Genomic DNA, 21,011 nt, shown 5'->3' on the forward strand with positions numbered 1-21,011 from the left:
ACGGACGGTGGCCGGGTGGCTCCTGCCACGTGGGTGAGCCGGTTTCACCGGGGCGGCGCAGTGCCACCGCCGTCCGGGCGAATCACCCCGGTGTCCCGCTCGAGAGTGCAACGTTCCGTCCTGATCGATCGAGATACCGGTCTGGACACGGGACGGAGGACCGAGATGGAGATCGACTGCGCGCTCGCAGCCGGGGTGGCGACGCCCGAGCAGGTCGCGCTGGCCGAGGAGCTCGGCTACGCCCGCGCGTGGTGCCACGAGGCGCCGCGCAGCTACCCCGACGCCGGGATGGCCCTCGCCGTCGCCGCGGAGCGGACCTCGCGGATCCGCATCGGCCTGGCGGTCGGCGGGCACTGGCGGCGCGCGGCGGCCGACGCCGGTGCCCTCGCCGACCTGGCCGCGCGGGCCCGCGGCCGGGCCGAGCTGGTCGTCGGGCTGCCCGGCGGCACCGCCGCCGACCCGGAGGCGCACGCGACCGCGGTCCGGGAGGTGCTCCGCCGCGAGCACGGCGTGGACGGCGTCCCGGCGTGGGTGGGTCGGCCGGGCGCGACCGAGTACCTGCCGCTGGCGTTCGGCGTGCGCTCGCCGCGCGGGGCCGCCCTGCGCACGGTCGTCGAGGTGACGCCGGGTGCGGACCTGCACCGCGTCGTCGCGCGGCTGCGACCGGCCGGCCTGCTGCTGCGCCCCACGGGTGCCGACGTCGGCCGCGAGCTCGCCGAGTTCGCCGAGGCCGTCCGCGCGCTCGAGATGGTCGGGGTCGCCTGACCGCCGCTCAGGCCCCGGCCGGCGCCCGGTACATCCGCCGGTAGGCCAGCGGCGACATCCCGATCGCGCTGTGCAGGTGCTGGCGCAGCGACACCGTGGTGCCGAACCCGCAGCGCTCGGCGACCCGCTCGACCGGCAGGTCCGTGGTCTCCAGCAGCCGCCGCGCCCGGTGCACCCGCTGCGTGGTGAGCCATCGGCCGGGGCTCTCCCCGGTCTCGGCGCGGAACCGGCGGGTGAAGGTCCGCACGCTCATCGCCGCCCGCTCGGCCAGTTCGTCGAGCCCGATGGGGGCGTCGAGGTGGTCGAGCGCCCAGGCCCGCACGGCGGCGGTGCCCGCGCCGGAGACCTCCGGCACGGGCGCCTCGACGAACTGCGACTGCCCGCCCTCCCGCCACGGGGCGACGACGGCCCGGCGCGCCACCGTGGCCGCCACCTCGGCCCCGTGGTCGCGCCGGACGACGTGCAGGCACAGGTCGATCCCGGCGGCGTTGCCCGCGGAGGTGAGGACGTCGCCGTCGTCGACGAACAGGACGTCCGGGTCCAGCGCGACCTGCGGGTAGAGCCGGCGGAAGCGGTTCGTCCACCGCCAGTGGGTGGTCGCGGGGCGGCCGTCGAGCAGGCCCGCGGCCGCGAGCACGAAGGCGCCGGTGCAGATCGACATCACCCGGTCCGCGCCGCGCAGCACCCGCGCGACCCGCGGGTCGACCGTGCCGTCGGTCGTCCAGGTCCCCTCGAGGTGCCCGGGGACGACGAGCGTGTCGGCCTCGTCGAGGATCTCCGGCCCGTGCTCGGGCAGCACGGAGTAACCCGCCGAGGTCCGGACCGGCCCGCCGTCGAGCGTGGTGACCCGGACGTCGTACAGCGGCCGGTCGCCCTGCCCGACCGCACCGCCCAGGAGCTTGTGCGGCAGTCCGAGCTCGAACGCGATGACGGTCGGCATGGCCAGGACCACGACGCGGTGCATGGCCGGATTCTTTCACAGAGTGGCCGTTCGGCCACTTCCGTCTGCGTCGCGCATCGGCGACGCTGCATTCCGTGAGCGAACTCAGCACTCCCGTGCGCCGCCGGCGCGTCCACCCCGCGTGGTGGGCGGCCGCGGCGACCTTCCTGGCGATCATCGGCGCGGCCGGCTTCCGGTCGACGCCCGGTGTGATGGTCGAGCCGCTGCACGCCGAGTTCGGCTGGTCCATCGGGGAGATCTCGGTGGCGCTGTCGGTGAACCTCGCGCTGTTCGGCCTCACCGCCCCCTTCGCGGCGGCGCTGATGGAGCGCTTCGGGGTGCGGCAGGTGGTGGCGGTCGCGCTGGCGATGGTCGCGGTGGGCGCGGGCCTCACCGTGTTCATGACGGCCTCGTGGCAGCTCGTGCTGCTGTGGGGCGTGATCGTCGGGCTGGGGACGGGCTCGATGGCGATGGCCCTGGTGGCGACGGTCGTCGGGCGCTGGTTCGTGGCCCGCCGCGGCCTGGTCACGGGGATCCTCACCGCGGCCAACGCCACCGGGCAGCTGATCTTCCTGCCGGTGGTCGCGCACGTCGTGGAGAGCTCCGGCTGGCGCACCGCGTCGATCACGGTGGCGGCCGCGGCTCTGGTCGTGGTGCCGGTCGTGCTGCTGCTCCTGCGCAACCGCCCGTCGGACGTCGGCGAGCTGCCCTACGGCGGCACCGAGGCCGACGTCGTCGAGCCGATCCGGTCCGGGGCCGCCCGACTGGCCGTCGGGACGCTGGTCCGGGTCGCGCGGGTGCGCACCTTCTGGCTGCTCGTGGCCGGGTTCTTCGTCTGCGGCGCCACCACGAACGGTCTGATCCAGACGCATTTCGTGCCCGCCGCCCACGACCACGGCATGCCGGCGACGACGGCCGCGAGCCTGCTCGCGCTGGTCGGGATCTTCGACGTGGCCGGGACCGTGCTCTCCGGCTGGCTCACGGACCGCTTCGACCCGCGGATCCTGCTGGGCGCCTACTACGTGCTGCGCGGCGTGTCGCTGGCGCTGCTCGTGCCCCTGTTCGGGGCCGACCTCGACGCCAGCATCTTCGCGTTCGTGATCTTCTACGGCCTGGACTGGGTCGCGACGGTCCCGCCGACGATGGCGCTGTGCCGCGAGTGGTTCGGCTCGACGGCGCCGATCGTGTTCGGCTGGGTCTTCGCGAGCCACCAGCTCGGTGCGGCGGCCGCGGCCCTGGCCGCCGGGCTCGTCCGGGACGCCCTCGGCAGCTACGACGCCGCCTGGTACGGCGGCGCGATCCTCTGCGTGCTGGCCGCGATCGCCTCCCTGGCGATCCGCCGCCTCCGCGCCCCGGCGCCCGTCCCGACTCCCGCCTGACGGCCGGGCCGGGATCGGACCACGGGATCGCACCAACGGCACTTTCGTGCGGACCTACCGCACGAAAGTGCCGTTCGTGCGAAGGGGGCTCAGTGGACCAGTAGGTCGAAGCCCTCGACGTCCTGCGGCTTGCGCGGGCCCGGGCCGATGTACTGGGCCGACGGGCGGACCAGCTTGTTCTCCCGCTTCTGCTCCAGGATGTGCGCCGACCAGCCCGCGGTCCGGGCGCTGGTGAACATCGCCGGCATCATGTGCGGCGGGACCTGGGCGAAGTCGAGGATCACCGCGGCCCAGAACTCGACGTTCGTCTCGATCGGGTGGTCGGGACGGCGCTCGCGCAGGATCCGCAGCGCGGCCTGCTCGAGCGCGGCGGCCACCTCGTACCGCGGCGCGTTCAGCTCCTGGCAGGTCCGGCGCAGCACGCGGGCCCGCGGGTCCTCGGCCCGGTAGACCCGGTGCCCGAAGCCCATGAGCTTCTCCTTGCGGTCCAGGATCCCCTTGACCAGCGCCTCCGGGTCACCGGTCTTCTCGACCTCGGCGATCATCGGCAGCACGCGGGCCGGGGCGCCGCCGTGCAGCGGGCCGGACATGGCGCCGATCGCCCCGGACAGCGAGGCCGCGACGTCCGCGCCGGTGGACGCGATGACGCGGGCGGTGAAGGTGGAGGCGTTCATGCCGTGCTCGGCGGCGGAGACCCAGTAGGCGTCGATCGCCCTGACGTGCGCGGGGTCCGGGTCGCCCTTCCAGCGGACCATGAACCGCTCGGTGATCGTCTTCGCCTGGTCGACGCGGGACTGCGGCACGGCCGGGACGCCGATCCCGCGGGCGGACTGGGCGACGTAGGACAGCGCCATGACCGACGCCCGGGCGAGCTGCTCGCGGGCCTCCTCGACCGAGGTGTCGAGCAGCGGCTGGTAGCCCCAGTGCGGGGCGAGCATGGCCAGCGCGGCCTGCACGTCGACGCGGACGTCGCCGGTGTGGACCGGGATCGGGAACGGCTCGGCGGGCGGCAGGCCCGGCCCGAACCGGCCGTCGACCAGCAGCGCCCAGACGTTGCCGAAGGTGACCTGGCCGACCAGGTCCTCGATGTCGACGCCCCGGTACCGCAGCGCGCCGCCGTCCTTGTCGGGTTCGGCGATCTCGGTCCGGAAGGCGACGTGCCCCTCCAGGCCGGACTTGAAGCCGGGCGGGGGCGGGGGAACTTCGGACACCGGGGTCTCCTCACGTGTCGGTGCGCACCGGCGGCCGTCGCCGGGTGGCGCCGTCGGCCGGTGTCCCTGCTGCGCGCGCGGGTCCGCACGCGTGTTCGCCGTCACCCTGCCTCCGACCAGCACCGGAGCACAACGGACCGGCCAGGTGTGATCGGTCACCGGACCCGAACGGAGGGTGTCGGGGGCCGGAGCGCCCACCTACCGTCGGGGGTCCACGAGGAGGTGCGCATTGACCGAACTGACGCTCGCCGCCATGCGGGTCGACTACGGCGCCGGAGGTTTCGACGTCGACCAGCTCGCCCCGACCTGGCACGAGCAGCTGGCGCGCTGGCTGGCCGAGGCCGGCGAGGCCGGCGTCCCCGAGCCCAACGCGATGGTGCTGGCCACGGCGGACCCGGACGGCCGTCCGTCGTCGCGCACCGTGCTGTGCAAGGGGCTGGACGAGCGCGGCGTCGTCTTCTACACGAACTTCACCTCCGCGAAGAGCCGCGACCTGCGCCAGTCGCACGAGGCGTCGGCGACCTTCCCCTGGTACGCGCTGCACCGCCAGGTGCACGTGCGCGGCCTGGTCCAGCAGGCCAGCTACGCCGAGGCCGACGCCTACTGGGCCACCCGGCCCCGGGGCTCGCAGCTCGGCGCGTGGGCGTCGGCCCAGTCCGCCGTGGTGAACGACCGGGGCGTGCTCGACGACGCGCTGGCCGCCGCCGAGCGCCGCTTCGCCGACACCGAGGCGATCCCGCGCCCGCCGCACTGGGGCGGCTGGCGGATCGTGCCGGACGAGGTCGAGTTCTGGCAGGGCCGCACCAACCGGATGCACGACCGGCTCCGCTTCGTGGGCGACCGCGACTCGCGCACCTGGAAGGTCGTCCGCCTGGCGCCGTAGCCGACGGGGGCCAGCGGCGCGCTCGCTCACACCTACTGAGCGAACGCGCGGCTCACCGTCCGGTTCGAGCACGGATGCCGGGTTTCGTCGCCTTGCGGGGTGGCGGAGGTGGCGGACGGGCGTGGTACCTGTGGAATCGTGAGTCGCCCCCGTCCGGGATCGGGCCCGGACCAGCCCACGGATCCGTTGCGCGCCGACCCCTCGGCTCCGGCGCCGGAGCCGCCCACCCGTCCCGCCCACGACCCGCGGGCGGATCCGCTCACCGTCCCGGCGCCCGGCCCGGCCGAGGCGAGCACCCAGCGGTTGACCACGGGCCCGGACGCGCCGACCCAGCAGGTCCGGGGTGGGAGCGACGGCGCAACCCGGCGCGTCCCCGTGGATCCCGACGCGACCACGGCGCAGCTGCCCGAGGGCCGCACCGTTCGCACGCGGCTGGCGGGGTTGGCCCGCAACACCTTCGCCGACACCACACCGCTGCGGACGCCCTCCTATCGGCGGCTGTGGGTGGCGGGCATCATCACCACGATCGGCGCGCAGATGTCGGTCGTCGCCGTGCCCACGCAGATCTACGCGATGACGGACTCGTCGGCCTACGTCGGCCTGACGGGCGCGTTCGGCCTGGTCCCGCTGGTGGTCTTCGGCCTGTGGGGCGGCGCGATCGCCGACGCCGTGGACCGCCGCCGGATGCTGCTGCTGACCGGCACCGGCATCGCGATCACCTCGCTCGCCCTGTGGGTGGTCGCGGCGAGCGGGGTGGGCAACGTCTGGGTCGTGCTGGTGCTGTTCGCGCTGCAGTCGTCGATGCTCGCGATGAACCAGCCGGCGCGGGCCGCCGTCATCCCGCGCCTGCTGCCGGCGACCCAGCTCCCGGCGGCGAACGCGCTGAACATGACCGTGATGCAGCTCGGCGCGATCGTCGGGCCGCTGCTGGCCGGGGTGCTGATCCCGGTCGTCGGGCTGGGCACGCTCTACCTTCTCGACGCGATCTTCCTGCTGGCCACGATCTGGGCCACCTTCCGGCTGCCAGCGGTGCCGCCGCAGGCCACCGGGGAGCGGGCGAAGGCGGGCGTGCGGCAGATCGTCGACGGCTTCCGTTACGCCGCTCTGCACAAGATCCTTCTGGTCTCGTTCCTTGTCGACATCATCGCGATGGGCTTCGGCATGCCGCGCGTGGTCTTCCCCGAGATCAGCCAGACCGTGTTCGGCGACCCGCCGGGCGGCGGCCTCGCGCTGGGCCTGCTGTTCGCGGCCATCCCCATCGGCATGGTGGCGGGCGGGGTGTTCTCCGGGTGGCTGAAGCGGGTGTCCCGGCAGGGCGTGGCGGTCACCGTCGCGATCTGCATCTGGGGCCTCGGCGTCGCCGCGTTCGGGCTCACGTCGTCGCTGTGGATCGCCGTGATCGCGCTGGCCGTGGCCGGAGCGGGCGACCTGGTCAGCTCGGTGTACCGCAACTCGATCCTGCAGTCGGTGGCCACGGACGAGATGCGCGGCCGGATGCAGGGCGTGTTCGCGGTGGTCGTCGCCGGCGGGCCCCGGCTCGCGGACCTGTGGCACGGACCGGCGGCCGCGGCCGTCGGGCCGGGCACGGCCGCGTGGATCGGCGGGGTCGCGGTCGTCGTCGTGACCGTCGCGGTGGTGTTCCGGTTCCGCGAGTTCTGGGACTATCGCGTCCCCCTCGACGCCCACCGGTGACCGCCGGTGAACGCCAGGGGATGCCGTCCTGCGCTCGGAGGACGACCATGGACACGGACGCCGTAAGTACCGTCCTGCGGAGTGATCCTCACCGCCTCGGGACGTGATGCGGATCCGTCGAACGGTACGGATGCGCGGTGGCGCACTAGCGTGGCGCCCAACGCAGAAGAAACGAGTGTGAGAGGGAACCTCCACATGGCTGACGAGTCCGCCGGAACAGACACCGCTGTCCTCAGGTACCCGGGCGGCGAGCACGAGATGGCGATCAAGGCGCCGACGGAGGGTGCTTCGGCAGTCGACGTCAGCAAGCTCCTCGCGCAGTCGGGGATGACGACGTTCGACCCCGGCTTCACCAGCACGGCCGCCTGTGCCTCCGCGATCACCTACATCGACGGGGACGCGGGCATCCTCCGGTACCGCGGGTACCCGATCGACCAGCTCGCGGAGCGGTCGACCTTCCTCGAGGTGAGCTACCTGCTCATCTACGGCGAGCTGCCCACCCAGGCCCAGCTCGACCAGTTCACCACCGACATCAGCCGGCACACCCTGCTGCACGAGGACCTCAAGGGGTTCTTCGACGGCTTCCCGCGGGACGCGCACCCGATGCCGGTGCTGTCCTCGGCGGTGTCGGCGCTGTCGACCTTCTACCAGGACAGCCTGGACCCGTTCGACGAGAAGGCCGTCGAGCTGTCCACGGTCCGCCTGATGGCCAAGGTCTTCACCATCGCGGCCTACGCCTACAAGAAGTCCGTCGGCCAGCCGTTCCTCTACCCGGACAACTCGTTGGGCCTGGTGGAGAACTTCCTGCGCATGACGTTCGGGTTCCCGGCCGAGCCGTACGAGGTCGACCCGGTGATGGCCAAGGCCGTCGACACGCTGCTGATCCTGCACGCGGACCACGAGCAGAACTGTTCGACGTCCACGGTCCGGCTCGTCGGCTCGTCGCAGGCCAACCTGTTCGCGTCGATCTCCGCCGGCGTGAACGCGCTGTTCGGCCCGCTGCACGGTGGGGCGAACCAGGCGGTCCTCGAGATGCTCACCCGCATCCAGGAGGTCGAGGACGGCAACGTCGACGCCTTCGTCGAGCGCGTGAAGAACAAGGAGAAGGGCGCGAAGCTGATGGGCTTCGGGCACCGGGTCTACAAGAACTACGACCCGCGCGCGAAGATCGTCAAGCAGAACGCCGACGAGGTGCTCAAGGCCCTCGGCGTGACCGACCCGCTGCTCGACATCGCGATGAAGCTCGAGGAGAAGGCCCTCGCCGACGACTACTTCGTCGAGCGCAAGCTGTACCCGAACGTCGACTTCTACACCGGCGTGATCTACCGGGCCATGGGCTTCCCGACCAAGATGTTCACGGTCCTGTTCGCGCTCGGCCGGCTCCCCGGCTGGATCGCGCACTGGCGGGAGATGATGTCCGACCCGCAGAACAAGATCGGCCGACCGCGCCAGCTCTACATCGGCGCCACCGAGCGGGACTACACGGAGCTCTCCGCCCGCTGACCTGCGCCCGGTTGCACCAACGGCACTTTCGTGCGGACCTACCGCACGAGAGTGCCGTTCGTGCATTCGGCCGCGGACGCTCGGCGCGCGGGTACCGCCGACCGCCGCTAGCGTCGGTCCATGCCCGAGCGCTCCGTCGTCTGGTTCCGGCGTGACCTGCGCGTCGGCGACCAGCCCACCTTCCTGGCCGCGGCGGACTCCTCGGACCAGGCCCTCGCGCTGTTCGTGCTCGATCCCGCCCTCATGGGGCCGAGCGGCGGGGCGCGGCTGAACTTCCTGTACGGCTGCCTCCGCGAGCTCGACGCCGCCCTCGGCGGGAAGCTGCTGGTCGTCAAGGGCAACCCGGCGGACGTCGTGCCGCGGGTCGCCGAGGCCGTCGGCGCCGGCGCGGTGCACGTCGCGGCGGACTTCGGGCCGTACGGGCACCGGCGGGACGAGGCCGTCGAGAAGGCCCTGGCCGACGTCGGACGCGAGCTCGTGCGCACCGGCTCGCCCTACGCCGTCGCCCCCGGCCGGGTCCGCAAGTCCGACGGCGAGCCCTTCCGCGTGTTCACCCCGTTCCGGCGGGCGTGGACCGACCACGGCTGGCGCGCCCCGGCCGACACCTCCGCCGCGACCGTGTCCTGGATGGACCCGGTCGACAGGACGGGTGGGCCGCGGGCGGCGAGGATCCCCGACGACGTCGCCGTGGAGGCCGAGCTGCCCGAGCCCGGCGAGCAGGCGGCCCTGCGGACCTGGGCGGACTTCCTCGACGAGGCCGTGGACCACTACGGCGACGACCGCAACCGCCCGGACAAGCCCGCCACCTCGCGGATGTCGGTGTACCTGAAGTACGGCTGCATCCACCCCCGCACGGTGCTCGCCGACCTCGCGCGCAAGCGCTCCGCGAGCGCCGACACGTACCGCACCGAGATCGCCTGGCGGGAGTTCTACGCGGACATCCTCTTCCAGCGGCCGGACTCCGCGCGGAAGAACTACGACCGCGCGTTCGACGCCCTCCCGCTCGCCTCGGGGAAGAAGGCCGACGCCGACTTCGAGGCCTGGAAGGAGGGCCGCACCGGCTTCCCGATCGTCGACGCCGGCATGCGCCAGCTGCGCGCCGAGGCGTGGATGCACAACCGGCTACGCATGGTCGTGGCGTCGTTCCTGGTCAAGGACCTGCACCTGCCGTGGTGGTGGGGTGCGCGGCACTTCATGCAGCTGCTGGTCGACGGCGACCTGGCCTCCAACCAGCACGGCTGGCAGTGGACGGCCGGCAGCGGGACGGACGCGTCGCCGTACTTCCGCGTGTTCAACCCGATCACGCAGGGGGAGAAGTTCGACCCGAACGGCGACTACGTGCGGAAGTACGTGCCTGAGCTGCGCGGGATCGAGGGCAAGGCGGTGCACCAGCCGTGGGCGCTGCCCGACGGCGTGCCGGAGGGTTACCCGGAGCCGATCGTCGACCACAAGGCCGAGCGGCAGGAGGCGCTCGCCCGCTACGAGAAGGTGAAGCAGGCGCGCGGGTGATCGCGCGGACGAGAAGGCCCTGAGCGGGCACGATCGGGTCGTCGGACCCGGGGCCGTCGGCGTGGGAACGGGTGAACTCTAGGGTGTGGCCAGCACCGACGAGGGGAGCCCGGAATGGCCGACCGACGGAACCGCAGGCGACGCGCGATCGTGCTGTTCGGGGTGGCGGGCGCGGCCGGTGCGGGCGCGTGGGCGGTGTGGCGGCGCTCCGGCGGAGGCCGGTCGGTGCGCGACCAGTGGGCCCGGGCCGTCGCGACGCCGTCCGCCTCGGCGATCGGGGCTGCGGAGCCCGTGGCGATCGGGAGCGTGAACGGCTCGGCCGGGGCCACCGGGTCGGGCGTGAACGGCTCGGCCCACAACGGCCGCGCGCCACAGGGCCTGCTGACCCGGCCCGAGGCCCCGGCGCCCGAGAAGCGGACCGCCCCGCCGACGAAGCCCGCTGCCGAGAAGCCTGAGGCGGAGAAGCCCGGCGTCGAGAAGCCCGGCGTCGAGAAGCCCGGCGTCGAGAAGCCGGCCGCCGAGAAGCTGGCCGCCGATAAGCCGGCCGCCGAGAAGCGCACGGCGGAGGAGAAGACCGAGGTTCAACAGCCCGCGACGTCCGAGGAGATCCCCGACGGCCCCTACGGCCCCGGCTCCGCGGCCCCGCTGCCCGACGGCTCCGCCCCGAGCCCCGAGTTCACGATCAAGGGCAACGCGACGTCGATGCTGTTCCACCCGCCGTCGAGCCCCTACTTCGGCCGGACCAAGCCCGCAGCCTGGTTCCGCACCGCCGAGGACGCCGAGCGCGCGGGCTTCACGGAGTGGAAGCCGAAGCCCCGGGCGAGCTGAGCCCCGAAGATCCACGTCCGGGCAGCAGAACGCTCGAATCTCGACCGTTTCCCTGCCCGGACGCGGATCACCGCGACCGACCGGCCCTCAGTACCGCCGCCGCCACCGCCGCGAGCAACGCCAGGGCGGCCGCCCCGAGCCCCGCCGCGACCGCGGTGTCACTCCACGCCAGCAGCACCGCCGGCCCGACCGCCCCGCCGACGTACTGCGCGGTCGACACGAGCGCCCCGGCCACGCCCTGCTGCGAATCGGGGACCGCGCCGGCGGCCGTCCGGAACACCGCGGGGAAGGCGATGCCGGCGAAGAGGGCCCAGACGAACCCGGGCAGCATCGTCGCGTAGCCGCCGAACCCGAGGGCCAGCACCGCCGGCGAGACGCCCAGCCCCGCCATCCCGACGACGAGCGTGCGGCCGGCCCCGATCCGCGCCGCCAGCCGCGGGAACGCCCATCCCGCCCCGACCGTGCTCAGCGCACGAGCGGCAGGAACGCGGCCCCGGCCTGCAGCACCGTGAACCCCAGGACGTCCTGCAACTGGGTGGTGACGAGGAAGTACGCCGTGCCGACCGCGCCCATGAACAGCAGCACGGCGAGGGTGGGCGCCAGCAGTGCGCGCGACACCCGCGGCGACCAGCGCGACCTGCGCAACATCGAGCGGGACGGCCTGCTGACCCGGACCGTCCACCCCACCGTCCCGCTCAAGGTCGAGTACCGGCTCACCGCGGCGGCGCACGAGCTCTCACGGACTGGGCCAAGCGGCACCAGGCCTACGTGCACACCGCCCGCGTGGAGTACGACGCCGCCCACGCGTGACCCGTCCGTCACCCGGACCGGCGACACTCCGATGATGGCCGAGCGCTCGGGGCACGTCGTCGTCTGCGGGATCGGGACCGTGGGGTTCCGGACCGTCGAGCAGCTGCACGCCTCGGGGATCGACGTCGTGGTCGTCGACGGCGGCGACGAGCCGGAGCCGGTCACCGAGCACCTGCTCGGGCTCTGGGAGGTCCCGCGGGTGACCGGGCGTCCCCGCGACGCCCTGGTCGAGGCCGGGGTGGAGCAGGCCGCGGCCGTCGTCGTGGTGCCCGACGACGACCTGGTCGCCACCGAGACCGCCCTGCTCGCCCGCCGGCTCGCCCCCGGGGCGCGGCTGGTCGTGCGGGTGGCGAACCGGGCCGTCGGGCGGGCGCTGGCCGAGGTGACCGGCCGCGGCAGCGTGCTCGACGTGGCGGCGCTGTCCGCGCCGTCGGTCGTCGAGGCGTGTCTGGGGCAGCGCCCGCACCCGGTCGAGATGGGTGGGCGGACGTTCGTGGTCGCGACACTGGAGGCGCCGCAGGCGGGCACCCTGCGCGCCCTGTTCGACGACCTCGCCCCGCTCGCCGTGGCCGGGCCCGACCCGGAGCAGGTGATCTGTCCGGGGCGCGACCACCGGGTGCCGGCCGGCGCACGCGTGACCCTGATCGGCACGGCGGAGCAGTTCGCGGCGACGGGGACGCGGGTGGAGCCGGTCGGGCCTGTGCCCCACCGGGCCGGGGCGCGGTCCGCGGGCGCGGAGCGGGCGGCGCGCCGCGACGAGGAGGGCGGCCGGGCGACGGTCCTGACGGTCCTGCGCACCCTGCTCGCCGAGGCCGAGCGCCCGCTGAAGGTCACCGCCGGCGTGCTGCTCCTGCTGTTCGTCGCCTCGGTGTTCGTGCTGCGCTCCGGCTACGTCAAGCCGGACGGCTCGCACATGACCTGGATCGACGCCGTGTACTTCAGCGTCGAGACCATCGGCACCGTCGGCTACGGCGACTTCTCCTTCGCCGAGCAGGCGACCTGGCTGCGCATCTACGCGATCGGGATGATGTTCCTCGGCGTGGTGCTGGCCGCGGTGCTGTTCGCGCTGCTCACGCAGCTGCTGGTGAGCAGCAGCATCGAGCGCTCGGTGGGGCGCCGGCGGATCGGCGCGATGCGGGGGCACGTGATCGTCGTCGGCCTCGGCGCGGTGGGGATCGGGGTGCTGGAGGGCCTGCTCGCGGCCGGCGCCCGGCCCGTCGTCCTGGAGCGCGACCCGGTGAACCGGCACCTGGGCCGGGCCCGTGAACTCGGCGTCCCGGTGGTCACCGGCGACGCGACGGACACCGCGGTGCTCAGCTCGATCAACCTGCGGGAGGCGACCGCCGTGGCCGTGCTGACCAGCGACGACCTCGTCAACGTCGAGGCGGGCCTCGCCATCCGGGACCAGCTCCGCGACCGGTGGCCCGCGGTTCCCGTGGTGCTGCGGATGTTCGACCGGGACCTGTCCGAGGCGGTGGAGGAGGGCTTCGCCTTCCGCTACGTCCGTTCGACGGCCGCGCTGGCCGCCCCGTGGTTCGTCGGCGCCGCACTCGGGCTCGACGTGCTCGGCACCTTCTACGTCGACCGCACCCCGTTCATGGTCGGCCGGCTGACGGTCGGCGCCGCGCTCGACGGCGTCGCCATGCGGGAGCTGTCCGCCCGCACCCGGGTCGTGGCGCTGCACCGAGGGGGTGCGGGCACGCTGGAGCACCCGCCCCGCCGGGACACCCGCTTCGCCGCGGGCGACGACGCGTACGTCGTCGGCCCGTACTCCGAGCTGCTCGCGCTGCTGCGGCCGGACGAGCAGGCCGCGGAGTAGCCTTAACTGGCCGAACGTCCGTTAAGCTGACGGCCGGTCGATCCGGTGGAGGCGTGATGGCAGGCAGCGTGACGGTCCCGGCCCGGCGGTTGGCGGGCGCCCTCGAACCCGTCGTCGGCCAGGTCTACTTCGCACCCGAGGCCCACGAGGCGTACGAGAAGCTCGGGTTCGCGGGCAGCCCCCGCTCGCAGCGCGGCGTCGCCGCCCCCGACGGCCCGGCGTACTTCTGCAGCCGCGGGTCGGTGCTCGGCCAGGTGCCGGGCGAGGTCGTGGCCTCGGCGTTCGGTGTGTTCAACCCGGAGGCCGTGGTGCCGGCGGTGGCCCACGGCTGGACGCTCACCGACGCCGCCACCATCTGCGAGGCCCGCACCGACGCGGCCCGCGCCCAGCTCGTCCGGATCCTCGGTGAGCGGCCGGAGGGTCTCGACCGGGCCCGTGATCTGCTCGAACGGGCCGTCGCACCGCTGCGCCCCGAGGGCAAGGCGCTGTTCGCGGGGCTGCGGTCGCTCGGCCTGCCCGGCGACCCGGTCGCGGACGTCTGGCGCCTCGGCGACCTGCTGCGCGAGTACCGCGGCGACGCGCACATCGCGGCCTGGACCACCGCCGGCTTCGACGCCACCGAGATCGGGCTGCTCACCGAGCCCTACTGGGGCGTGCCGCTGCGCAGCTACGTCCGCTCCCGGGCGTGGACCACCGCGCAGCTCGACGCCGCGGAGGAACGGCTGGTGTCCCGCGGGCTGCTGGCCGACGGAGCGCTCACCGACCGGGGCCGCGAGGAGCGCGAGGCCGTCGAGATCGCGACGGACCGGATGTGCGAACCGATCGTGCGGGCTCTCGGCCGGGACCTCGACACCCTCGTCGACCTGCTGCGGCCGTGGGGCCGGGCCGTCCGCGAGGCGCAGGGGTACCCCGCCTCCGGCCCGCACGACCTCGCCGGCTCCTGAAGCTCGGCCCCTCAGACCTCCGACCCGTCCGGCATGGAGATGCCGTAGCCGCGGATCTTGCGGTAGATCGTGGCCCGCGACATCCCCAGCCGCCGGGCGGCCTCGGCCTTGTTGCCGTCCGTGTCGAGCAGGGCGTCGACGATGGCGTCGCACTCGATCGCCTCGAGCGGTGTGAGCACACGGCGGGTGATCGCCCGCGTCTCCGGCGGGAGGTCCTCCGGGCGGATCGTGCCGGTGCGCCGGCGCGCGACGACCTTGCGCAGTACCTGGTAGAGCTGGTCGACGTTGCCCGGCCAGCGGTTGCGCATGAGCACCCGCATCGCCTCGGGCGAGCAGTGCAGGTCCGCGCCCCGGGTGAGCCGCGCGAGCAGGTAGGGCACCAGCTCGGCGACGTCCTCGATGTGGTGGCGCAGCGGCGGCACCTCGATGCTGCGCGGGAAGCAGCCGAGCAGCTCGGTGAGCTCGGGGGAGTCGGGCTCCGAGCTCCGCGACCGGGTGGCGACGACCCACTGCCGCTCCGGGTCGGTCGACTCCCGGTAGGGCTCCAGCGCGTCGGCCAGGGCCAGCGCGTGCTGCGGGGACAGGGCGTCGAGGTGCTGCAGGACGAGCGTCCCGCCGCCGGTGTGCAGCTCGTCGGACACCTCGGCGATCCACCGGGGGCCGCAGTGCGCGGCGTCGAGCACCCGCACGTGCCCGGCGGGGGAGTGCAGCTGGTGGGTGGCGCGGGCGAGCGTGGTCCGGCCCGTGCCGGTCTCGCCCTCCAGGACCAGCCACTCGTTCATCCGGAAGTGCCGGTCGACGGCCTGGGCGCACTTCGTCCACAGCGCCCCGGAGCCGACGGCGGCCGGCAGGGCCGTGGTGATCGACGGCGTGGTCGGGCGGCCGTGCAGCGGCGCCCGGGACACGAGCTGGACCTGCAGGATCCCGCCGGAGAGCCCGCCCTCCGCCCAGCTCGGCCGGCACTGCACCCGGGCCGTCGCGCCGCTGGGCAGGTCGACGAGAAGCTGGCGGCGCCGCCCGCTGCGGATCGCGTCCGTGGCCTCGGCCAGCAGCGGGACCTGGTCGGACGGGTCGATCAGCTCGCGGGCGCGGTCGTTCATCATCAGCAGGTCGTCGCTGACGGCGAACACGGCGCCGCGGCCGCGGCGGCACGCGGACAGGTAGTCGTGCATCAGGGTGAGCTCGCGCCGGCCGGACTGCTCGAGCAACGTCTCCTCGATGCGCCGCGCGATCGTGGCGGCGGTCGCGGCCATCATCGCGCTGGCCTCGCTGCGCCAGCAGGTCAGGTCCAGCACACCGAGCAGCTTGCCGTTGACGGGGTGGTGGATCGGCACGCCGGCGCACGCCATGTCCTCGAGGTGCTCGACGTAGTGCTCGTGCCCGAACACCTGCGCCGGCGCGCGGCCCTCCAGGGCGGTGCCGATGCCGTTGGTCCCCACGTACTGCTCGGCGTAGCTGAAGCCCGGGGCCAGCCAGATGCGGTCGAGGTGGCGGCGCAGCGCGCTGTCGCCCGTCCGCCGGTCGATGACCACGCCCTCGTCGTCGCAGAGGATCACGCTGACCGGCTCGGTGGCGAACTGGTCGGCGATGTCCTCGATGACGGGCCGGGCGGCGCGCAGCAGCGGGGTGTCCGGCTCGGCGTCGCTCTCGTACGGCAGCTCGAGGTGGTCGCTCGGCACGGAGAACTGCCGGGAGCGCGTCCACGACGCCAGGATCGGCGCCCGCACGAGGCTCGGGTCGGGCATCTCGAAGTGGAGGAACGCCTCACGGGCCACGGCCACGCGTTCGGCGGCCCTGCCGACCGCCACCGGTTCGACGGGCACAGGGGGCCGGCGCGCGGACCCGTCCTCGACGTCCGGCGCCTCGTGGTGGATGGCGCGTTCGTTCTGGTCGACCAACCGGTTGCCCTTCTCGGAGCAGCTGTGGTCCGCGGTGGCGGCGCAGCCGGGATCGGCCCGGACGGTACCGCCCGGACTCCGACCACGCTAGAGGCGGATCGCCGCACCCGAAAGTGGCTGGTCAGCTCCACACCGTCTCATATTGAGACCGCAGGTCAGGGGGGTCGGCGGTGTGATTCCTGGCACGAGGCGAGCTGTGACGGGGCGCACTCCGGCCCCGGCACGGCGGACCTCGGGCACAGAGCCCGACAGCGTCGCGGGCTCCCGCGCCATCCCACGGCGTCCGCTCTGTGCGCTCTCACCCCACCACCGTGAGGAGACGACGTGAGTCGGCAGAGTTTGGCGAAGGCTCACCAGAAGATCCAGGAACTCGCCTGGGAGCCGCAGTACCACGAGCCGTACATGAAGTACGGAACCGACTACACCTTCCGGAAGGCCGCGAAGAAGGACCCGCTGAAGCAGGTCCTGCGGTCCTACTTCCCGATGGAGGAGGAGAAGGACCACCGCGTCTACGGGGCGCAGGACGGCGCGATCCGCGGGAACATGTTCCGCCAGGTCCAGGAGCGTTGGCTGGAGTGGCAGAAGCTCTTCCTGTCGATCATCCCGTTGCCCGAGATCTCCGCGGCGCGCTCCATGCCGATGCTGTTCCACGCGGTCCCGAACCCGGAGCTGCACAACGGCCAGGCGATCCAGATGATCGACGAGGTTCGGCACAGCACGATCCAGCAGAACCTCAAGCGCCTGTACATGAACAACTACATCGACCCCGCGGGCTTCAACAACAGCCTGCGGAACTTCCAGACGGACTACTGCGGCACCATCGGCCGTCAGTTCGCGGAAGGCTTCATCACCGGTGACGCGATCACCGCGGCCAGCATCTACCTGACGATCGTCGCCGAGACGGCCTTCACGAACACCCTGTTCGTGGCCATGCCGGCCGAGGCGGCGGCCAACGGCGACTACCTGCTGCCGACGGTCTTCCACTCGGTGCAGTCCGACGAGTCGCGGCACATCTCCAACGGCTACGCCACGCTGCTCATGGCGCTGTCCGACGAGGACAACCGCCAGCTGCTCGAGCGCGACCTGCGCTACGCGTGGTGGAACAACCACCGCGTCGTCGACGCCGCCATCGGCACCTTCATCGAGTACGGCACGAAGGACCGCCGCAAGGACCGCGAGTCGTACGCGGAGATGTGGCGCCGCTGGATCTACGACGACTACTACCGCTCCTACCTGCTGCCGCTCGAGAAGTACGGCCTGGTCATCCCGCACGACCTGGTCGAGGAGTCCTGGAAGCAGATCTGGGAGAAGGGCTACGTCCACGAGGTCGCGCAGTTCTTCGCCACGGGTTGGCTCGCCAACTACTGGCGCATCGACGGCATGACCGACGAGGACTTCGAGTGGTTCGAGTACAAGTACCCGGGGTGGTACGACAAGTACGGCAAGTGGTGGGAGAACTACAACCGCCTCGCCATCCCGAACGGCCACAACGCGATCGTGGCCGAGGACGTCGACTACGTGTACCCGCACCGCTGCTGGACCTGCATGGTGCCCTGCCTCGTGCGTGAGGACATGGTCATGCAGGAGGTCGACGGGCAGTGGCGGACGTACTGCCACGAGGTCTGCCGCTGGACGGACGCCGAGGCGTTCCGCCCGACGTACCAGGGCCGCGAGACGCCGAACATGGGCAGGCTGGTCGGCCACCGCGAGTGGGAGACGCTGTACCACGGCTGGAACTGGGCCGACGTGGTGAAGGACATGGGCTTCGTCCGCGACGACGGCAAGACCATGACCGCGCAGCCGCACCTGAACCTCGACCCGAAGAAGATGTGGACGCTCGACCACATGCGGCGCATGCCGCATCTGCAGAGCCCCAACGTCCTGCTGAACGAGATGTCGGACGCCGAGCGTGAGGCGTTCAAGGCGGACTACAACCGCCAGGGCCCGGCCGGCCGGCCGGCTCCCAAGGACGCCTGAGCGCGGGTCAGGCGAGGGGGGAGGACCGGGTCCTCCGGTCCTCCCCCCGCTCGGGTCGGCCCCACCCGCGCCCAGGGCCGGCCCCGCAGTCCGTCGCACCCGCGGGTCCCGGGGTCCCCCCGCGACCATCACCGTCCACTGTGGACGTGATGGCGGGCCCCGCCCGCGGGTGCTGCCCGATCGAACCGAGAGGTGGTCCTCCCCTTGGGCGAGAAACATGTGGTGCGCTTCGAGCCCGTCGGCATCGAGATCGAGGTCGACGAGGGTCAGACGATCCTGCGCGCCGCCGCCGAGAACGGCGTCCAGCTCATGCACGGCTGCAAGGAAGGGCAGTGCGCGGCCTGCAAGTCCTTCGTCCTCGAGGGCGAGGACATCGAGCTCGACAGCTACTCGACGTTCGCGCTGCCGGACTACGAGAAGGAGGAGGGCCAGACCCTCCTCTGCCGGGCGCACGCCTACGAGGACCTGGTGATCGAGCTCCTCAACTACGACGAGGAGATCATCCGGGGCGGACTGCCGCTGCGCCGGGGCGTCGTCGAGGTGGTGTCCAACGAGGCCGTCACCCACGACATGCGGCACCTGGTCGTGAAGCTCGTCGAGCCGAGCGAGATCAAGTTCTTCCCCGGCCAGTACATGGACTTCGTCGTCCCCGGTACCGAGGAGACACGGTCCTTCTCCATGGCGAACACCCCCAACCGCGAGGGGATCTACGAGTTCGTCATCAAGATCTACCCGGGCGGCCTGTTCTCCGAGCACCTGGCGGACAAGATCCAGGTGGGGGACAGGCTCGAGGTGGAGGCCCCGTTCGGGACCTTCACGCTCCGGGAGAACCGCACGTCGAACCTCATCTTCGTGGGTGGCGGGGCCGGCATGGCCCCCGTGCTCGGACTGCTGCGGTCCATGGCCGAGCGCGGGGTCGAGCGCAAGGCGACCTTCTACTACGGGGCCCGCACCGCCCGCGACCTCTGCTTCGAGGACGAGCTCCGCGAGCTCGCCGAGAAGATCCCCGACTTCCGCTACGTGCCCGCCCTGTCCGAGCCGGCGGAGGGCGAGCCGTGGGAAGGCCACACGGGCCTGATCACCGAGGTGGTCAAGGCCCTCGAACCGACGCTGGAAGGAGCAGATGCCTACGTCTGCGGTCCGCCGCCCATGGTCGACGCGGCGATCGCGACGCTGACCGCACTGGGCGTGCGCGAGCAGAACATCTTCTACGACAAGTTCACCACGACCGGTGAGCAGGAAGGCCAGGACGGGCAGTGACCACCACAGAGAGCAATCCCTCCGCCCCGACCGAACGCAGCGTTCCGAAGCCCGTGTTCACGGACGCCGAGGCGGGCGCGAAGGAGTTCCCCGACTCGAGCCCCGCCGCGCGTCGCTACAACTACTTCACGCCGGCGAAGCGCAAGCAGACCCACTACGAGGACGTGACCGTCGAGGTCCAGCCTGACCCGCGGCACTACCTGTCGCAGGGCTGGATCTACGGGTTCGCCGACGGCAGCCGCGGCTACCCGCTGCACTGGACCAAGCTGAAGGCCTGGGGCGTCGACGAGCCCGAGCCCCCGCGCGGTGTCGGCACCGGGTCCATGCACGTGCAGAACTGGCCGGCGCACGGCTGGCACGAGTTCCGCGACCCGAACGAGGAGTGGGAGCAGAGCCTCTACCGGTACAACGCCAACGTCGTCCGGCAGCTCACCCAGAACGTCGACAACGCCCGCAACGCCAAGGCGTTCGACCTCTGGACGCCGAACTGGATCCGCTTCGTCGAGCGCAACGTCGGCGCGTGGATGCACATCGAGCACATCCTCGGCCTCTACGTGTTCGCCGCGAACGAGCGCTCCGGCCCGACCAACATGCACAACACGGCGATGGCCGTGAACAGCACGCGCAAGATCCGCTTCGCCCAGGACCTCGCGCTCTACAACCTGACCCTCACCGAGGAGATCGACGGCTTCGACGGCACGGCCCACCTCGAGGCATGGAACTCCGACGCCGAGTGGCAGGGCGCGCGCAAGGTCTGCGAGGCCCTCACGGCCGTGCAGGACGACTGGGGCGAGGCCATCTTCGCCGCCAACGTCGTGTTCGAGCCGCTCGTGGGCGAGCTCTTCCGGTCGAACCTGGTCATGCAGTCCGCCGCCGGCAACGGCGACTTCGTGACCCCGACCGTCATGGGCGCCGGCGAGTTCGACTACGCCCAGCGCGACCTGCGCTGGACGATCGCCTGCTTCGGTCCGCTCAACGAGGACCGGGAGTTCGCCGACCACAACCGGCAGCTCATGCAGGGCTGGCTGTCGCACTGGGTGCCGCAGGCGCTCGAGGCGGCTCGCACCATGCAGCCCATGTGGTCCCAGGCCGACCACAAGCCCCCGAGGTTCGAGGACGCCCTCGACCGTGCCAAGAACCGGTTCGCGGGCATCTGCCGCGACCTCAATCTCGACACTCCCGAGGAGCTGAAGCAGTGACCGCCTTCAAGACCTCCGAGAGCCCGTTCAAGGCCGACAACACCGCGTCGAACATGTGCGGCTTCACCCTGATGAACAGCCAGGTCGGGGTGCTGATCGCCAACGTGCTGCGCCGGCTCGACAACGTCAAGGTGCAGGACCTGCCCTCGATGATCCGGGTGGACGGCCAGGGCAAGTTCGAGCTCATCTACGCCGACGTCGACGAGGAGGCCGGCGAGGAGGAGGGCTGGTTCAACGCCGCCGAGTTCGAGGAGGCGATGTCCACCCACTACGGCCGCATGGTCCACCTCGACGACAAGACGATCATGTTCGCCAACCCCGAGGACGCGGCCGAGTACATCGACTTCGACCTGAAGCCGATCCAGTAGGACCGCCGCTCCTCACCCCCGCAGGT

At 72.5% G+C, this 21,011-nt stretch carries 18 protein-coding genes; 13 read left to right on the forward strand and 5 right to left on the reverse strand.

The genetic code is table 11. The features are described from left to right. Positions 1-165 precede the first annotated feature (165 nt). The gene (locus ACQP04_RS03705) at positions 166-765 is read left to right on the forward strand and encodes an LLM class flavin-dependent oxidoreductase (protein WP_433505669.1); all 600 of its coding nucleotides are present in this window, start codon (positions 166-168) and stop codon (positions 763-765) included. 7 nt (positions 766-772) lie between these two features. Here the strand turns inward: ACQP04_RS03705 and ACQP04_RS03710 are convergent, their stop codons facing one another. After that, positions 773-1,729, reverse strand: coding sequence for a GlxA family transcriptional regulator (locus ACQP04_RS03710; protein WP_433505670.1), 957 nt, complete (start codon positions 1,727-1,729; stop codon positions 773-775). Between the two features lie 71 nt (positions 1,730-1,800). Between ACQP04_RS03710 and ACQP04_RS03715 the strand changes: the two genes are divergently transcribed. Further along, a complete protein-coding gene (locus ACQP04_RS03715) occupies positions 1,801-3,084 on the forward strand; it encodes an MFS transporter (protein WP_433505671.1) in 1,284 nt (427 codons plus the stop codon). Positions 3,085-3,173: 89 nt separating this feature from the next. On the opposite strand, the gene ACQP04_RS03720 is transcribed toward ACQP04_RS03715, so the two are convergent. Continuing rightward, positions 3,174-4,295 (reverse strand): citrate synthase 2, encoded by a 1,122-nt coding sequence (locus tag ACQP04_RS03720; RefSeq protein ID WP_433505672.1) that lies wholly within the window; start codon positions 4,293-4,295, stop codon positions 3,174-3,176. Positions 4,296-4,548: 253 nt separating this feature from the next. Between ACQP04_RS03720 and pdxH the strand changes: the two genes are divergently transcribed. The 5 genes from pdxH to ACQP04_RS03745 all read left to right on the forward strand — a co-directional run bounded on the left by pdxH (position 4,549) and on the right by ACQP04_RS03745 (position 10,710). Further along, positions 4,549-5,178: a pyridoxamine 5'-phosphate oxidase gene (pdxH, locus tag ACQP04_RS03725; RefSeq protein WP_433508291.1), complete on the forward strand. Its 630-nt coding sequence runs from the start codon at positions 4,549-4,551 to the stop codon at positions 5,176-5,178. 402 nt (positions 5,179-5,580) lie between these two features. Further along, positions 5,581-6,870, forward strand: a complete 1,290-nt coding sequence (locus tag ACQP04_RS03730) for an MFS transporter (RefSeq protein WP_433508292.1) — start codon at positions 5,581-5,583, stop codon at positions 6,868-6,870. Positions 6,871-7,065: 195 nt separating this feature from the next. Continuing rightward, positions 7,066-8,373: a citrate synthase gene (locus tag ACQP04_RS03735; protein WP_433505673.1), complete on the forward strand. Its 1,308-nt coding sequence runs from the start codon at positions 7,066-7,068 to the stop codon at positions 8,371-8,373. Positions 8,374-8,493: 120 nt separating this feature from the next. Beyond that, the gene (locus ACQP04_RS03740) at positions 8,494-9,882 is read left to right on the forward strand and encodes a cryptochrome/photolyase family protein (protein WP_433505674.1); all 1,389 of its coding nucleotides are present in this window, start codon (positions 8,494-8,496) and stop codon (positions 9,880-9,882) included. Between the two features lie 114 nt (positions 9,883-9,996). Continuing rightward, complete coding sequence (locus ACQP04_RS03745; RefSeq protein ID WP_433505675.1) at positions 9,997-10,710, forward strand: sunset domain-containing protein; 714 nt, start codon at positions 9,997-9,999, stop codon at positions 10,708-10,710. 67 nt (positions 10,711-10,777) lie between these two features. Here the strand turns inward: ACQP04_RS03745 and ACQP04_RS03750 are convergent, their stop codons facing one another. After that, positions 10,778-11,101 carry a hypothetical protein gene (locus tag ACQP04_RS03750; RefSeq protein WP_433505676.1) on the reverse strand — a complete coding sequence of 108 codons (324 nt, stop codon included), beginning with the start codon at positions 11,099-11,101 and terminating at the stop codon, positions 10,778-10,780. A 74-nt stretch (positions 11,102-11,175) separates the two neighbouring features. After that, the gene (locus ACQP04_RS03755; RefSeq protein ID WP_433508528.1) at positions 11,176-11,358 is read right to left on the reverse strand and encodes a hypothetical protein; all 183 of its coding nucleotides are present in this window, start codon (positions 11,356-11,358) and stop codon (positions 11,176-11,178) included. Positions 11,359-11,554: 196 nt separating this feature from the next. Between ACQP04_RS03755 and ACQP04_RS03760 the strand changes: the two genes are divergently transcribed. Then, positions 11,555-13,339: an NAD-binding protein gene (locus ACQP04_RS03760; RefSeq protein WP_433508293.1), complete on the forward strand. Its 1,785-nt coding sequence runs from the start codon at positions 11,555-11,557 to the stop codon at positions 13,337-13,339. Positions 13,340-13,395: 56 nt separating this feature from the next. Further along, the gene (locus tag ACQP04_RS03765; RefSeq protein ID WP_433505677.1) at positions 13,396-14,283 is read left to right on the forward strand and encodes an SCO6745 family protein; all 888 of its coding nucleotides are present in this window, start codon (positions 13,396-13,398) and stop codon (positions 14,281-14,283) included. An 11-nt stretch (positions 14,284-14,294) separates the two neighbouring features. On the opposite strand, the gene ACQP04_RS03770 is transcribed toward ACQP04_RS03765, so the two are convergent. Further along, a complete protein-coding gene (locus tag ACQP04_RS03770) occupies positions 14,295-16,181 on the reverse strand; it encodes a sigma-54-dependent Fis family transcriptional regulator (RefSeq protein WP_231498407.1) in 1,887 nt (628 codons plus the stop codon). Between the two features lie 339 nt (positions 16,182-16,520). Here ACQP04_RS03770 and ACQP04_RS03775 point away from each other — a divergent pair, with 339 nt between their 5' ends. The 4 genes from ACQP04_RS03775 to mimD all read left to right on the forward strand — a co-directional run bounded on the left by ACQP04_RS03775 (position 16,521) and on the right by mimD (position 20,985). Beyond that, positions 16,521-18,158, forward strand: coding sequence for a methane monooxygenase (locus ACQP04_RS03775; protein WP_433508294.1), 1,638 nt, complete (start codon positions 16,521-16,523; stop codon positions 18,156-18,158). Positions 18,159-18,362: 204 nt separating this feature from the next. Continuing rightward, entirely contained in the window at positions 18,363-19,418 is a 1,056-nt protein-coding gene (locus tag ACQP04_RS03780) for an FAD-binding oxidoreductase (RefSeq protein WP_433505678.1), read from the forward strand. Next, positions 19,415-20,617, forward strand: coding sequence for a toluene hydroxylase (locus ACQP04_RS03785; protein WP_433505679.1), 1,203 nt, complete (start codon positions 19,415-19,417; stop codon positions 20,615-20,617). Before ACQP04_RS03780 ends, ACQP04_RS03785 begins: the two co-directional genes overlap by 4 nt. Next, positions 20,614-20,985: a propane 2-monooxygenase effector subunit MimD gene (mimD, locus tag ACQP04_RS03790; protein WP_433505680.1), complete on the forward strand. Its 372-nt coding sequence runs from the start codon at positions 20,614-20,616 to the stop codon at positions 20,983-20,985. Before ACQP04_RS03785 ends, mimD begins: the two co-directional genes overlap by 4 nt. The last annotated feature ends 26 nt before the right edge of the window (positions 20,986-21,011 follow it).

This window comes from Pseudonocardia halophobica, from assembly GCF_050948485.1.
Taxonomy (GTDB): domain Bacteria; phylum Actinomycetota; class Actinomycetes; order Mycobacteriales; family Pseudonocardiaceae; genus Pseudonocardia; species Pseudonocardia halophobica.